This window comes from Streptomyces tibetensis (assembly GCF_040647715.1).
In the GTDB taxonomy this organism is placed as follows: domain Bacteria; phylum Actinomycetota; class Actinomycetes; order Streptomycetales; family Streptomycetaceae; genus Streptomyces; species Streptomyces tibetensis_A.
In genome coordinates this window covers 55,005-69,500 of record NZ_JBEZCR010000011.1, presented here as the reverse complement: position 1 = coordinate 69,500, position 14,496 = coordinate 55,005, and the positions used below count along the sequence as shown (strand labels likewise).

General features: G+C 70.0%; 14 protein-coding genes. 4 read left to right on the top strand and 10 right to left on the bottom strand.

Going from position 1 to position 14,496, the window contains the following annotated elements:
* Positions 1-116: 116 nt before the first annotated feature.
* From AB0B29_RS27535 to AB0B29_RS27525, 3 genes are all read right to left on the bottom strand, one after another.
* Positions 117-1,091, bottom strand: coding sequence for a hypothetical protein (locus tag AB0B29_RS27535; protein ID WP_362244154.1), 975 nt, complete (start codon positions 1,089-1,091; stop codon positions 117-119).
* 282 nt (positions 1,092-1,373) lie between these two features.
* Positions 1,374-1,508, bottom strand: coding sequence for a DUF397 domain-containing protein (locus tag AB0B29_RS27530; protein WP_362244356.1), 135 nt, complete (start codon positions 1,506-1,508; stop codon positions 1,374-1,376).
* Positions 1,468-2,385, bottom strand: a complete 918-nt coding sequence (locus AB0B29_RS27525) for a helix-turn-helix domain-containing protein (RefSeq protein ID WP_362244153.1) — start codon at positions 2,383-2,385, stop codon at positions 1,468-1,470. The genes AB0B29_RS27530 and AB0B29_RS27525 overlap by 41 nt, the downstream gene beginning before the upstream one ends.
* Positions 2,386-2,561: 176 nt before the next feature.
* Here AB0B29_RS27525 and AB0B29_RS27520 point away from each other — a divergent pair, with 176 nt between their 5' ends.
* Positions 2,562-3,122, top strand: a complete 561-nt coding sequence (locus AB0B29_RS27520; protein WP_436845888.1) for an ATP-binding protein — start codon at positions 2,562-2,564, stop codon at positions 3,120-3,122.
* Positions 3,123-3,240: 118 nt separating this feature from the next.
* On the opposite strand, the gene AB0B29_RS27515 is transcribed toward AB0B29_RS27520, so the two are convergent.
* The 4 genes from AB0B29_RS27515 to clpB form a co-directional block, all read right to left on the bottom strand.
* Positions 3,241-3,768, bottom strand: coding sequence for a YbjN domain-containing protein (locus AB0B29_RS27515; protein WP_053670429.1), 528 nt, complete (start codon positions 3,766-3,768; stop codon positions 3,241-3,243).
* A 149-nt stretch (positions 3,769-3,917) separates the two neighbouring features.
* Complete coding sequence (locus AB0B29_RS27510) at positions 3,918-4,613, bottom strand: peptidase inhibitor family I36 protein (protein WP_362244152.1); 696 nt, start codon at positions 4,611-4,613, stop codon at positions 3,918-3,920.
* Between the two features lie 48 nt (positions 4,614-4,661).
* Positions 4,662-5,189, bottom strand: a complete 528-nt coding sequence (locus AB0B29_RS27505; RefSeq protein WP_362244151.1) for a hypothetical protein — start codon at positions 5,187-5,189, stop codon at positions 4,662-4,664.
* A 743-nt stretch (positions 5,190-5,932) separates the two neighbouring features.
* A complete protein-coding gene (gene clpB / locus AB0B29_RS27500) occupies positions 5,933-8,530 on the bottom strand; it encodes an ATP-dependent chaperone ClpB (protein ID WP_362244150.1) in 2,598 nt (865 codons plus the stop codon).
* A 102-nt stretch (positions 8,531-8,632) separates the two neighbouring features.
* On the opposite strand from clpB, the gene AB0B29_RS27495 reads away from it, so the two are divergent.
* On the top strand, positions 8,633-9,049 hold the full coding sequence (locus AB0B29_RS27495) for a pyridoxamine 5'-phosphate oxidase family protein (RefSeq protein ID WP_362244149.1): 417 nt from the start codon (positions 8,633-8,635) through the stop codon (positions 9,047-9,049).
* 167 nt (positions 9,050-9,216) lie between these two features.
* On the opposite strand, the gene AB0B29_RS27490 is transcribed toward AB0B29_RS27495, so the two are convergent.
* On the bottom strand, positions 9,217-9,513 hold the full coding sequence (locus AB0B29_RS27490; protein WP_078955969.1) for a (2Fe-2S)-binding protein: 297 nt from the start codon (positions 9,511-9,513) through the stop codon (positions 9,217-9,219).
* Positions 9,514-9,867: 354 nt separating this feature from the next.
* Here AB0B29_RS27490 and AB0B29_RS27485 point away from each other — a divergent pair, with 354 nt between their 5' ends.
* Both AB0B29_RS27485 and AB0B29_RS27480 read left to right on the top strand, forming a co-directional pair.
* Positions 9,868-10,887: a helix-turn-helix transcriptional regulator gene (locus AB0B29_RS27485; RefSeq protein WP_362244148.1), complete on the top strand. Its 1,020-nt coding sequence runs from the start codon at positions 9,868-9,870 to the stop codon at positions 10,885-10,887.
* A complete protein-coding gene (locus AB0B29_RS27480) occupies positions 10,884-11,870 on the top strand; it encodes a helix-turn-helix transcriptional regulator (protein WP_362244147.1) in 987 nt (328 codons plus the stop codon). Before AB0B29_RS27485 ends, AB0B29_RS27480 begins: the two co-directional genes overlap by 4 nt.
* Here AB0B29_RS27480 and AB0B29_RS27475 read toward each other — a convergent pair.
* Both AB0B29_RS27475 and AB0B29_RS27470 read right to left on the bottom strand, forming a co-directional pair.
* Positions 11,833-12,870, bottom strand: a complete 1,038-nt coding sequence (locus tag AB0B29_RS27475; RefSeq protein WP_362244146.1) for a helix-turn-helix transcriptional regulator — start codon at positions 12,868-12,870, stop codon at positions 11,833-11,835. The genes AB0B29_RS27480 and AB0B29_RS27475 overlap by 38 nt on opposite strands.
* Positions 12,871-13,148: 278 nt before the next feature.
* Complete coding sequence (locus AB0B29_RS27470) at positions 13,149-14,258, bottom strand: sugar ABC transporter substrate-binding protein (RefSeq protein ID WP_436845887.1); 1,110 nt, start codon at positions 14,256-14,258, stop codon at positions 13,149-13,151.
* Positions 14,259-14,496 lie beyond the last annotated feature (238 nt).

Below are 14,496 nucleotides of genomic sequence, written 5' to 3'. Positions count from 1 at the left end.
AGGATACGACGGACAGTGCCGCGTCACCGAGCCCAGCGGTGCGGCCCAGCTGCCCCGGTGCTGGTCAGGGCGGTGCGCTGCCATCCTGGGAGCGGGCTGCACACCCGTTCACCGGCTCATCCGGCCGCGCGCAGAGGCTCCCCGATGAGGCGCTCCCGGCAGCTTCGGCAGTGTCCGGGCCCCTCGGCGCGGAAGGCGCGCTCGCAGCCGTCGCAGGTCTGCAAGGGCAGCACGACCGGGCGTCCCACGTCCGGCGGAAGCGGGGCAGGCGGCGGCAGCGGCAGCGGGGTTTCCCTCAAGCGGAAGGCGAGGACGCTTGCGGGGCGGGCCCGGAAGCGGTCAGGGAGCCGTACGGTCAGCAACTCCGTGATCTCCCGAGGCCCCACACCGGCCTCCAGCCACTCGGCGACGGCCGGTGCCAGCCGGGCGGCCTCCTGTGCGGAGAGCACGAGCCGGGGGTCCACCCGGCGCAGGGCGGTCAGTACGGCGACGGCCTCGGGGTCCGCGTCGGCGAGCACGGGCACCGCGCTCGCGGGCCCCCGGGGACCGGGCACCAGCCCCGCGCTTCCGGGCTCCCCGGGACCAGGCACAAGCACCGCGCTTCCGGGCTCCCCGGGACCAGGAGCGAGCACCGCGCTTCCCAGCTCCGCAAGACCGGGCGCGAGCACCGCGTCCCGTCGGGGCGCCTCCCGGACGGCGAACCGGGGCCGGCGCGGCTTCGGCGGCTCGGGCGGGTCGTCATCGCCGGGCACGTCGTAGAAGTACGTCCGGGTGCGGACCTGGCCGGTGGGCAGGCGCTCGCGGCGGCGTTCCAGGTATCCGGCCGCTTCGAGTTCCCTGAGCGCGCGCGAGATGAGGATCTCGCCCTCACTGAAGTGCCCGCACAGGGCGGTGATGGTGACGGAGGAGCCGTCGGGAAGGGAGGAGATGTACGCCGCGACGCCGATCGTGACCGCGCTGCCGCGTCGCTGGACGAGGGCGTTGGAGATCACCGTGAAGTCGGCCGTCAGCCGGGTGCGTACATGGATCACACCGGAGGTCGGAACTCCGGCGTCGGCGCGCAGGCGCGCGTTAGACTGCGAGTCATCCATCGGGAAGGCGTTCACTTCCTGATCGGTCAGGCCCTCGATCGGGATGCCAGTCCCGGCCGGGGGCCGTATCTGTTTGCGGTTGTCGCGGCGAACGTAACGGTCCGTTACCCGCCGCTGCAAGCCGGTCACTCGGACGGGTGATGCCCGCCTTCCGGCGTGGGGAGGGTGGGTGGGCGGGTAGTTCTTTCCCCGGTTCTTTCAGGAGGTCAGCGGCCCGCCGGACCCTCGCGGACAAGGGCCCGGTGAGCCCGGAATGCGGGCGGCGACCGGAGTCCGGCTGCCTCAGGAACGGTCCCGCCCGGCCTTCAACCCGCCTATGAAAGCGGCCCAGGAAGCTGCTTGGAAGCACAGCGCCGGGCCCTGCGGGGCCTTGCTGTCACGGACCGGGACGACGGCCCCTCGGAACCCGTCGGCCACCTCCACGCAGTTGCCGCCCTCCTGATTGCTGTAGCTGCTCTTGCGCCAGACGACGCCGTTCAGATCGGGACGGGACGTTCGCTCCACGGTGGTTGTCCTCCATCACGGATCGGATCATGTCGAGCGACATGAGCGGGGGCAGAGCTGCCGCCCGCAGCCGATCGTAAGTCAGCGCGAAGTCCCTGACCTCGTCCGGATCCTCGATGAGTTGGCCGTGGTGCGCGCCTTCCGTGTAGGCGACCTCCGAGCCGTCCGGCAGGGTGAGCACCGTGAGCGAACCGCCCATGACGTCGTGCTCGCCCTGGTCGAACGGCAGTACCTGCACGGTGATGTGGTGTTCCGCCCTGGTGCCGAGCAGTCGCTCCAACTGCTCACGCATCACCGCCGGGCCGCCGACCGGTCGCCGGAGCACCGCTTCGTCGAGGACCGCCCACAGCTCGGGCCGGCCGGGCGTACCGAGACGCTCCTGCCGTCCCAGGCGAAGGGCGACCCGTTCCTCCAGCTGCTCCTCGCTGCCGAGTGTCCGGCCGACGCTCAGCACCGCACGCGCGTAGTCCCCGGTCTGCAGCAAGCCGGGGACCACGTGAGACGCGTACTCGCGGATGGCCACCGCCCGCTCCGAGTACTCCATGAACCTCCGCGACCAGTCCGGGAACGCCTCCCGGTACACGTGCGGCCACAGCTCCACCAGCAACTCGTCCGCGCCGAGGGCCGCGTCCAGCGCACGCGCCAGCTCCAGCGTCGGCCTCGCTCCGGAAGCCCGCTCGACCTGCGTGATCCGCGTGCTCACCACATGCGTTCGGTCGCCCAGCTCGGCCTGGGTCAGTCCCGCCGCCGTACGGAGCCTGCGCACCCGCGCACCGAACAGGGCGGCCATCGACGCACTGGGGTCAATTCCGTTGACCAAAGCATCACTTCCGTTCCTTACCGCCTCAAAAGTAAGGCTGCACCACCTGTCGAGCGTAGGACGATCCGTCGATCCTTGAGTACGGAACGTGATGACTCGTGTGCGTCGCGACACACCTTCGCTCCACGGAAAGGGACGGACAGGCCGTGCTGACAGAAACCGCCACCCCGGGGGACGGGCATGACGGGCATGAACCCCGACCGCTCACCCTGCGGTTCCCCTCCTCCCCGCACGGTGCGCGGCTCGCCCGGCGGCACGCGGTCCGATGGATGGAGCAAGGGGGCTACCCTCCGGCATCGGACGCCACGTGTGCGGTCGCCCTCGTCGTCGGCGAACTCGCGGCGAACGCCGTACGACACGGCCGGGTCCCCGGCCGGGACTTCGGTCTCCGGCTCGCCCTCGACCGGGCTGCGGCCCTGCTGCGCATCGAGGTCGCGGACGCCGCCTCCGCGAAGCGACTGCCCACGGTGGCGCCCTCGTCGCATCCCGAAGGCGAGTCCGGCCGGGGACTGCTCCTGGTGGACGCCCTGGCCGCGCGCTGGGGGTCGGCACCTCGCCGCCCGGTGGGCAAGACGGTGTGGGCGGAGCTGCGACTTCCGCCCGACGCCGTCGGCGGCAGCGGCAGCGGCAGCCGAGAAGGGCCCGCCGATCTGGAGGGCCGGAGCGTGGCCGCCCCTCCCTCCGCCCGGTACGGCGCCACGCGGTGATCGAAGCGATCCGGAGGGCATCCGGAGGGCATCCGGAAGGCACCGGAAAAAGCAGACGGCGCGTACAGCGCGTACTCGCTCGTACGCGCCGACGCGCCGCAGGGGCCCGGCGGGGGGCCTACTCGTCGTCCTCGGGCTTCTCCGCCTCGTTGATCTCCTCTTCGAGACCGAGCTGCTCGACGAGCCACTTGTCGAACTCGATCGCGGCGCGCACCCAGCTGACCGTCGAGGAGACGAAGTGCTCCAGGCTCACGCCCATGCCGATCAGCATCTGGGCCTCGCCGATCAGGCGGACCGTGCCGTCGTCGTGGGTGTGGCTGTAGACCTTGGGCCACAGGGTGCGGCGGTTCCAGTCGTCGATCGACTCGAGGATCTGCGGCTTGGCCTCGATCTCGTGGGGCCGGTCGTAGAACGTCCGCACGGAGAAGACCTGCTGGTCTCCCTCTCCCCGGAACATGAAGTAGGTGCGGAACTGCTCCCACGGCGCCGCGAGGTCTCCCTCGTCGTCGACGACGTACTTGAGCTCCATCTGGTCGAGGAGCTGCTTCACGAGGTCCTGATCCGGGACGACGGGGCCGGCCGGACCGCCGGGCTGCGGCTCGGGCTGGCCCCCGAAGTTCGGAATCGAGGACGGGTCGATGGTCACCGTGAATTTCCCTTCGTACGGATTCCGCCATCCTCCCCCATGCGGGGAGGGGGGTGGCAAGCCCCGACCGGCCCCGTCAGCCCACGGCTGACAGGATCCGGCCGGAGGGCGGAAACACCGGGTACCTCGCCGCAGCCCCGGCGCACCTGTCAGGCGCGCCGCACCTCGAAGATGTCGACCTTGTCGTTCCAGTTCCCGCCGCCCGGATAGTCCAGGTTGCGGAAGTTGGAATAGCCGCGCGGCGGGTCGAGGCGCCGGACCCGGTCCTCGACGGGCCAGGAGCGCAGGTCGGTGATCTTCGCGTCGCCGTAGTTCACCGAGTAGCGGCCGACCCAGTAGTAGACGGAGCTCAGCTTGTCCCGGCAGCCCCATTCGTCGAGGTCCTTCTTGCCGTCGGAGAACAGCCGCAGGAGCCTGCCCTTGTAGTTGGCGTCCATGTACAGGCACCAGTAGTCGGCGACGCAGTTGTCGGGCGGCGCGGCGGCCGCGCGGGCTCCGGCGGGGGCGGCGGCCGGGGCGGCGGTGGCCTTCCGCGTCTGCTCGCGGATCTCCGCGGGCAGCTCGGGGTCGGCCAACGCCTCGGTGTCCGAGTCGTAGCAGTGCACCTCACCGCTGGGCAGCTCGGTGCAGCTGTCGGCGCCCTCCCACGACTCGGCGAGGTTGATCTCCCGCCCGTTGTACTCGGCGATCACCTGGGTGGCCGGTGCCTCGTCCGCCGGCGTGGCGGTGACCGTCGGCTCGGAGGTGGGCTCCTCGCCCGCGTGCACCACCGTGCCGCTGGTGAGCACGAGCACGGTGGCCGAGGCGGTGGCGACGAGGGCGGCGGTCAGCGATTTGCGTATCACGTCTGTTCTCCGGAGCGGTGTCGTGGAAGGGCGATGCGTTTCCGCCGGTCAGCCGTGGATGAGGGCGGTGCCGGGGAGCTCCTGGGTGATGGCGCCCTTTCCGTCCCCCTCGATGTCGTAGACGATGGTGGCGTCCGACGACCACCACAGCTCACCGTCGTAGGTGGCGGACGGGGCGACGCAGGTGTTCTCCGGAGAGTCGTAGGACCACGCGTAGTGGTCGTTGAGGACCGCGGTCATGTCACACGTCTTCTTGGTGACGACCTCGTCTTCGGCGGTCTTGCCGAGGCGGGCCTCGACCCGCGTGGTGATCTTGAAGCTGGTGAACCGCTTCGAGGCGTCGATCACCTGGTCGACGCCGAGCTGCCAGTAGACGACCGACTTCCCGGTCATGTTGCCGTTCGACGTGGTGTGCGCGCCGGTGTTCTCCACGAAATAGGTCGTCTGGGGCTTCTGGCCGGGGAAGACGACGTCGAACTGGGACGAGGCCGTCCAGGCGGCGGCCGGGCTGGCGAGCAGCACGCCGAGGGCGACGGCGGAGGAGGTGAGACCGGCTGCGGTCAGGAGCTTGCGCATGGGCATTCCTTCTGGCTGGAGTGGGGACACGCGAGGGCTGGGCTGTGCACCGGACAGGGGCTGGTCACCTGTGCGGAGGGAACGTCGGCAGGGGAACGCGGACGCGTTCTCGCCGAGCGGAAAGGTTGCGGGGGCCGCCGCTGTCCGGGCGCGGGCCGCTGGGTGTTCCCTCCCCGTCAGCGGGCAGGCGGCGGCGTGAAGGCGCGCAGGATGACATGCATGGCTGAATCCCCCCGTGGATGGTCAACGCACCAGGACGGACTGGTCAGGTCCACTTCATCTGGCAGCCCGGCCACTTTAGGCACACCAGCAACATGCGGACAGAGGGCCGACAGGACATGGCCGAGAACCGCCCCCTGAGCGGAATCGGCGAGCCGGAAACGAAAAGTCGTTCGAACACGGCCGCGCGCCGCGACGATGCCGGGAAGCGGAAGATGCGGAACGCGGGAGGGGGGTGGCGAGTTGGCCGAATAGTGCTGTCCGGGCGGCAGCGCCGCTGACGACTCCCGGCGCACCCGCCGATCACCGCGCCCGGCCTCGGCGGGCGCGAAGCGGCACGAATCGGACGCCCTTGAGAGCGGAGCGGCACGAATCGGCCCGCCCCGGAAGTGCGGAGCGGCACGAATCGGCCCACCCCCGAAGAGCGGAGCGGCACATATCGGCCCGCCCCGGAAGTGCGGGGCGGGCCGATATGAAGGGCGGGCTCCGGAAGTGCACGGTGGGCCGACGTCAGGGCGGGCCGTTCAGAGGGTCTTTCCGGTGGCCGGTCCGACCAGGAGCCCGTCCTCGAAGCGGTCCACCCGGACCGTGTCGCCGTCCTTGATCTCGCCGGACAGGATCTCCTTGGCGAGCCGGTCGCCGATGGCCGACTGGACGAGCCGCCGCAGCGGCCGGGCGCCGTACGCCGGGTCCATGCCCTCCTCCGCGAGCCAGGCCAGCGCATCCGGCGTGATGTCCAGGGTGAGCCGCCGCTCGGCGAGCCGCTTGGCCAGGCGCTCCAACTGGAGCTTCGCGATGCGTTCCAGCTCGGGCTTGGTCAGCGCCGAGAAGACGACCAGGTCGTCCAGGCGGTTGAGGAACTCCGGCTTGAAGGAGGTGCGGACCACCTCCAGCACCTGCTCCCGCTTCTCCTGCTCGCTGGTCACCGGGTCGACCAGGAACTGGCTGCCCAGGTTCGACGTCAGGACGAGGATGGTGTTGCGGAAGTCGACCGTGCGGCCCTGGCCGTCCGTCAGGCGCCCGTCGTCCAGCACCTGGAGCAGGATGTCGAAGACCTCCGGGTGGGCCTTCTCCACCTCGTCCAGCAGCACGACCGAGTACGGACGGCGGCGTACGGCCTCGGTGAGCTGACCGCCCTCCTCGTAGCCGACGTAGCCGGGCGGGGCGCCGACGAGGCGGGCCACGCTGTGCTTCTCGCCGTACTCCGACATGTCGATGCGGACCATCGCCCGCTCGTCGTCGAAGAGGAAGTCGGCGAGGGCCTTGGCCAGTTCGGTCTTGCCGACGCCGGTCGGGCCGAGGAAGAGGAACGACCCGGTGGGCCGGTCCGGGTCGGCGATCCCGGCACGGGAGCGCCGCACGGCATCGCTCACCGCGCGCACGGCCTCGGTCTGGCCGATGAGCCGCTTGCCCAGCTCGTCCTCCATGCGCAGCAGCTTCTGCGTCTCGCCCTCCATCAGCCGCCCGGCGGGGATGCCGGTCCAGGAGGCGACGACGTCGGCGATGTCGTCGGAGCCGACCTCCTCCTTGACCATGGTGTCCTTGGCAACCTCCTCCTCTGCCTCGGAGGCGGCCTCCAACTCCTTCTCCAGGGCGGGGATCTCGCCGTAGAGGAGCTTGGAGGCGGTGTCGAAGTCGCCGTCGCGCTGGGCGCGTTCGGCCTGGCCGCGGATCTCGTCGAGGCGTTCCTTCAGCTCACCGACGCGGTTGAGGGACTGCTTCTCCTTCTCCCAGCGGGCGGTGAGGCCGCGCAGCTCCTCCTCCTTGTCGGCGAGGTCGCGGCGCAGCTTGTCCAGGCGCTCGCGGGAGGCGGCGTCGGTCTCCTTGCCGATCGCCAGCTCCTCCATCTTGAGCCGGTCGACGGCGCGCTGGAGTTCGTCGATCTCGACGGGCGAGGAGTCGATCTCCATGCGCAGCCGGGAGGCCGCCTCGTCGACGAGGTCGATGGCCTTGTCGGGCAGGAAGCGGGAGGTGATGTACCGGTCGGACAGCGACGCGGCGGCGACGAGCGCGCTGTCGGCGATCTGGACCTTGTGGTGGGCCTCGTAGCGGCCCTTGAGTCCGCGCAGGATCGCGATGGAGTCCTCGACGGTCGGCTCGGCCACCAGTACCTGCTGGAAGCGCCGCTCCAGGGCGGGGTCCTTCTCGATCCGCTCGCGGTACTCGTCGAGGGTCGTCGCACCGACCATGCGCAGCTCACCGCGCGCGAGCATGGGCTTCAGCATGTTCCCGGCGTCCATGGCGGAGTCGCCGCCGGCACCGGCCCCGACGACGGTGTGCAGCTCGTCGATGAAGGTGATGATCTGCCCGTCGGAGTCCTTGATCTCGGCGAGGACGGTCTTCAGCCGCTCCTCGAACTCGCCCCGGTACTTCGCCCCGGCGACCATCGCGCCCAGGTCGAGCGCGACGAGCCGCTTGTCCTTCAGCGACTCGGGCACGTCGCCCTTCACGATCCGCTGGGCGAGCCCCTCCACGACGGCGGTCTTGCCGACGCCGGGCTCACCGATCAGCACGGGGTTGTTCTTGGTCCGCCGGGACAGCACCTGCACCACGCGTCGGATCTCCTGGTCCCGGCCGATGACGGGGTCGAGCCTGCCCTCGCGCGCGGCGGCGGTGAAGTCGGTCCCGAACTTCTCCAGGGCCTTGTACTGGCCCTCGGGGTCTGCGGTGGTCACGCGGCGCTGTCCTCGTGTCTTCTGGAAGGCGGCCTGCAGCTTCTTGGCGTCGGCACCCTGCCGGGACAGCACCTCGCCGGCCGCGCCGCCCTTCGCGGCGAGGGCGATGAGGAGATGCTCGGTGGAGAGGTACTCGTCGCCCAGGTCCTTGGCGCGGGCCTGCGCGTCGGCGACGACGGCCAGCATCTCGCGGTTGGGCTGGGGCGGCGCGACGGTCGACCCGGTCACGCTCGGGAGCCCGGCGAGCACGCGCTCGGCTCCGGAACGCACGGCGGCCTGGTCGGCGTCGACCGCGGCGAGCAGGTCGGTGATGTTCTCGTTGTCCTGTCCCTGGAGCAGCGCGAGCAGCAGGTGGGCAGGGGTGAGGTCGGCGTGTCCCTCGGTCACGGCCCGGTTGCTGGCAGCGTTGATCGCGTCCCGGCTCCGGTTGGTCAGCTCGGCGTCCACGTTCGCGTTCTCCTCCTTGCACTGACCCGAACGGCTTGCACAAAGTTGAGTCTAGTGCACTCAAGGACGGTTCGTGGAGGCTCGGGGGTCTAAGTTCCGGGCATGGCGACCAAGTACTCCGTGGACCCCGGTGCTCCGGACCCGTCGTATCTCGGCTTCTGGCGGGAGCGGCACCTGTGCACCCTGACGACTCCCCGCCCGGACGGCACTCCGCACCTGGTACCCGTCGGGGTCACATACGATCCCGAGGCCCGTCTGGCTCGGGTGATCACCAACAGGGGGAGCGCGAAGGTGCGGTACGTACGGGCCGCCGGTGAGGAAGGGGCGGCCGTCGCCGTCTGCCAGCTGGAGGGCCGCCGCTGGGCGACGCTGGAGGGCCGGGCCTTCGTCCACGAGGAGCGGGACCGGGTCGCCGAGGCGGAGCGGCGCTACGCGGAGCGCTACGGCAGGACGCCGTCACCGAATCCGGCGCGCGTGGTGATCGAGATCCACCTGACGCGGGCGATGGGGCGGGGTTGACACAAGTGAACATCCACACCGCTGATCGACAAGATCCGGCCACTGCCGAATCTTGTCGATACCCGGAAATATCCCGGAAAACTGCAGCGGCGTCACCGTGTTCAGGTCACGGTGACGCCGCTGCGGGGGGAAGCACCTGAGCGATCTGTTACGACGGGGGAATCGCGTCAGGCACTGCGGGGGGTGGCAGAGATGGTCCTCGGGGCGGGAGCGTCGGCCTCCACCTGCCGGTGGTCCCTTTGGTCCAGGTTCACAAAGATCATTCCGTACCGTACGGCACATCGCACTGGCTGCGGCGCCCCCCGAGGCCGCCGCAGACACCGGTACGCCCGTACGTCCTCGTCGTCGTCCCTCGTGACGACCACCGGCTCGCCGAACACGGTCACCATCAACGAGTCACCGCTGTGGGGGATGGCGGTGACCAGGTCGATGAAGTGCCAGCCGGAGCGGTAGGCGGTGGCCATTTCACGCCGGAAGGAACGGTCGTCGGGTGGAGTGGTCACGTCAGCTCCCGGCTCCGTCTGCAGTGGCCACCTCGGACTTGGCCGCCGCCGGCCACACACTGTCGGCCAGAACATGACTCTTGGCAGCCGCCGGCCAGACACTGTCCGCCCGGTCATCGCCGTTCGCGTCCGACAGGCCACTCACGGTTCCGAAGGCCACGACGGCAGAGAAGGCGGCGACAAGCCCCAAGCGAAGCATTCTGTTACGCATAGTCGGCTTCGTCCTCACTTGAAGGTCCCCTCTTCCCCCGTCGAATACGACGATGGCTCATTCGGGCACGTCATGGCCACAGAATCGATGCATCATGTTCCTGCATGTTCAGGACCCTGGGGGGTGGAGATTTGACAACGAATCGGACCAAGGTGACACATCCCCATGTGGTGACCGAGATGTGCGAGGAAGGTGGCCGACTTTACGCGAACGCCCTGCGTGCGGGACGCGTTCTGCGAACGGACGTGGAAGCGGCTCCCTGCCTCATGGAGTTCGCCCTTCTCCACCCGGACCCCGACGACCCGGACTGGCTGCGCCCCGTCCCCCCGGCCGTGGCACTCGCGCAGCGGCTCAATCCCATCGAGAACGAGATCACCGAGCGCAGGCGCGTGTCGATCGAACTGTCCGACACCTTCGCCCCTTTCATGGCGCTCAGCGCACAGACCACGACGTCCAGCGACTCCATCACCGTGCTGGAGGGCAGCGAGCGCATCAACGCGGCGCTCAACCTTGCCACGGCCCAGTGCCAGACCGAGATGCTCACGATCCAGCCGAGCGGTCACCGGCCCGAACGCAGCCTGATCCAGGGGCTGGAACGCGACCGTCCGCTGATCGAACGTGGTGTGCGCATACGGACGCTGTATCCCCACACGGCGCGGCACAACCCCGAAAGGCTGGCCTACGCGGGCCAGTTCTCCGACGGCAAGGTGGAACACCGGACCATCGACGGGCTGATGGAACGGCTCATCATCTGCGACGAGACGGTCGCGTTCATCCCCACCCGCGATGACCAGAAGGTCGCACTGGAACTCCGTCATCCGGGTCTCGTCTGCTACCTGATCAAGGTGTTCGAGTTCATGTGGGACCGAGCCGTCCCGCTGAGCGCAGGAGCCCCCTACGAAACCGCCCCCGACGGCATCACCGAGCTCCAGCACTCCATCGCCAAGCTTCTGGTCGAGGGTCATGTCGACGAGGCCATCGCCCGCCGCCTGGGCATGAACGTCCGTACCTGCCGGGCCCACATCGCCAAGCTCGCGCACGCCCTGGGCAGCGGGAGCCGCGCCCAGCTCGGCTACCTCATCGCACAGTCCGGCATCCTGGAACGCGCGGGTGCGCCCCAGTGAGCGCACCGCATCCGGAGCACGGCACGGAAGACCTGTGCTCCGCGGGCACGGACCTGTACGAGCGGGCACTGCGCGAGGGACGGTTACCGGCCGGGGAGGCCCACTCGGCCCCGTGCCTCGTCGACCTCGGCCTGCTGCATCCCGCCCTCGACGACCCCGCCCGCCTGGAGCCCGTCGCCCCGGTCGTCGCGCTGCACCGGCTGCTGCGCAGCACCGGGGAGCGCATCGCGAACGAACGGCAGCGTGAGGCACGGCTGGCCGAGACGTTCGGCTCCCTCATGCGGATCGCCGGTCACGGACCCGCGGCCACCGAGAGTCCCGTGATCCGGCTGCACACCGGCACGGAACAGATCAACCGGGCCATCACCGACGCCGTGGCCGACGCCTCCGAAGAACTGGTCACCGTCCAGCCCCGCGCCGGACTCACCGGGGCACGCGGCGAGGCCGCCGACGCCGCCTCGCTCGGCCGCGACCAGGCCGCGCTGGACCGGGGCTGCCGGATACGCACGCTCTACCCTCACACGCTGCGCCACTTCCCGACCATCGCCGCCCGGTGCGAGCGGCTGAAGGGCGACATCGAGGTGCGCTCACTGGACGAGGTGCCCGACCGCCTCATCGCCGTCGACCGCGCCGTGGCCTTCATCCCGGCCGACAAGGACGGCAAACTCGCCCTGGAGATCCGCCACCCGGCTCTCGTGGGCCACCTGGTCACCACGTTCGACCGCCTGTGGCGTCTCGCCACCCCCATGCACCCGACATCCGCCCCCCAGCCCTCCCCCGACGGCATCACCCCCCGCCAGCACGCCATCGCCGCCCTGCTCGTCGAAGGCCACACCGACGCCGTCATCGCCGACCGGCTGGGGATGAACATCCGTACCGCCCGCGTGCACATCGCCAAGCTCGCCGCGACGCTGGGCAGTCAGAGCAGGGCTCAGCTCGGGTTCCTCATCGGACGCTCGGGGATCCTTGACCAGGAACATTGAGGGACGTCGTGGAGTGTGGCGGGCCGTCCAGACCCGCCTGGGCGATGCGCACGCCCAGTTGCGTACGGCTCGCCGCCCCCAGCGTCTCCGAGAGCCGCGCGATGTGCGCCCGGCACGTCCGGACGCTTATGCCCAGCCGTTCCGCGATGACGGCGTCCTGATGCCCCTCCGCCAGCAGCGCCGCGATCGACTGCTCCCGGTGGGAGATGCCCTCGATGCCGGTGTCGGGGAGCGGGGCCGTGAGAGGGATGGCGAGGCGCCACAGCCGTTCGAAGACCGTGACGAAGTACTCGACGATCGCCGGATGCCGTAGCTCCAGGGCCATCGTGCGGTCGGAGTTGGCGGGGATGAACGCCACCGTCCGGTCGAAGAGGATCAGCCGGTCGATCACCTCGTCCAGCGTGCGGGCCTCCACCGCGTCGCCCATCAGCTCCAGATAGTTCAGCAACCCCTGCCCGTGCCGGGCGACATGGGTGTACAGGTCCCGCATCCGCACGCCCCGGCCGCGCAGCGCCAGCGCCCGGTGCAGCCCCTCGGAGAGCTCCGCCTCACGGCGGATGCCGCCGGGCTGCACCGTGAGGACCTCTGCCGTGCACGCCTGGGTCGCCTCGTCCATCGCGGCCTGGATGCGGGCGAGTCCGTCCAGGACCCGGATCGCCGGGCCCTCCGCAGCCGGTGCGGCCGGCCGCACCCGGTTGCCCAGCCCCGCGTACCACTCCACGGCCGCGACGGCCGAACCCACCCGCCGCCGGCTCGCGCTGACCTCGTCGTACATCCCGCGCAGCAGCCGGGTCATGACCTCCTGCGGGGAGGTCGGCACCAGCCAGTCCATGTCGTCGGGGTCGGGGTGCAGCAGGGCGAGTTCCAGCAGGCAGGGCACCGGTTCCGCGTCCCGGCGCGGCACCCGGCCGCGCCGTACGGCCCGGGAGTACACGCGATCCCCGGTCTCGCACAGCCGGTCGGCACCATGGGGATGCTCATCCGCCCCGTGCCCGGCCATCGCCCATCCCACCCCCGGTTCCGCCCGTCATCCGCAGCGCAACTATGCGCGGCCCGGACGGGCTCCGCAACACGGCTCCCCGCGCAGCGACCACCGGAAACCACCGCTACACGCCGTTGTCACCGGGCTCGGTGCGTCCGGCCACAAGGACGCCTTCAGGCCCGGCGCCAGTGCGGTCGCAGGTCCGACGGGGGTTCCGGTCACAGGTTCGGTCGCAGGACCGGAGCGGGTCCCGTCGCAGCAGAGGCCGAGGATGGTGAACCCGGCGCGTGACCGGGCTACTTCAGGCCGATCGCCCGGCACGCCGCCTTGTACTCGGCCGTGCAGATGTCCGACAGCTTGTAGATGTCGTCCGCGACCACCGTGTCCTTGATGTTCTCCTTGGTGAGCGCGACCACCGGCACGAGCTGCGCCGGGATGCCCTTGTCGGTGGGGCTGTCGACCTTGTCGCGGGTGAGGGCGGCGAACTGGATGTCGCGGCCCTGGACCTTGGCGACCGCCATCTCCGCGGCGTTCTCCGCCTCCTGCGGGTAGGACTTGTACACGCTCATGTACTGCTCGCCGCTGATGATCCGCTGCACGGCCGGCAGCTCCGCGTCCTGCCCGGTGATCGGGGGCAGGTCGCTCACGCCCGCGGCCTCCAGGGCCTTGACGATGCCGCCCGCCATGCCGTCGTTGGCGGAGTAGACCGCCGCGATGTTCCCCTTGCCGATCTTCGCGATCGCCTTCGCCATGTTGGCTTCGGCGTTCTCCGGCTTCCAGTCCGCGGTGTCGAAGGACTCGGCGATGGTCACCTTGCCGTTCAGCTCGGACATCGCCCCGGCCTTGAACTGCTTGGCGTTCGGGTCCGTCGGCGAGCCGTTCATCATGACGATCTTGTCGGACAGGCTCGCCTTCTCGCCGATGGCCTCCAGCAGGGAGCGGCCCTGGACCTCGCCGACCAGCTCGTTGTCGAAGGAGATGTACGCGTCGATCGGGCCCTCGGCCAGCCTGTCGTAGGCGATGACCGGAATGCCGGCCTCCTTGGCCTTCTCCACGCCGCTCGCGATGGCCTTCGCGTCCACGGCGTCCAGCAGGATCACGTCGACCCGGTCGTCGATCATCTGCTGCAACTGGTCCGCCTGCTTGTTCGCGCTCGCCTCGGCGTTGGCGTACTCGACGCGGCCCTTGTCGTTGGTGAGCGACTCGACCTTCCGCTTGATGATCGGGTAGTCGAAGTTCTCGTAGCGCGTGTTCGCCTTCTCCGGCAGCAGCAGCCCCACGGTGATGTCGTTGCCCTTGGCCGGGCTGGCGTCGTCACTGCTCCCCGTCGCGTTGAGCACGCCGCAGCCGGCGAGCGTGACGGACATCGTGGCCGCGGCCACGGATATGGAGATACGACGACGCATGCGGGGGCTCACTTCGCGTGTGATTCGGACGTGGGCACAGCTTTGCGGCCCATGTGACTCAAAAGCCAACGCGGACGCGCCCCCAGCGTCAAGCGGAACCACTTAACGAGATGACAACACCACGCTCCGCAAGTGTTGTGAAGACTCTGCGGAATCACCTTCAGGTGGCGTACACCACCCCGTCATCCACGGGAGGCCCCGCGAAACCGGGCCAAGACCTGCACAACACGCGAAAGGG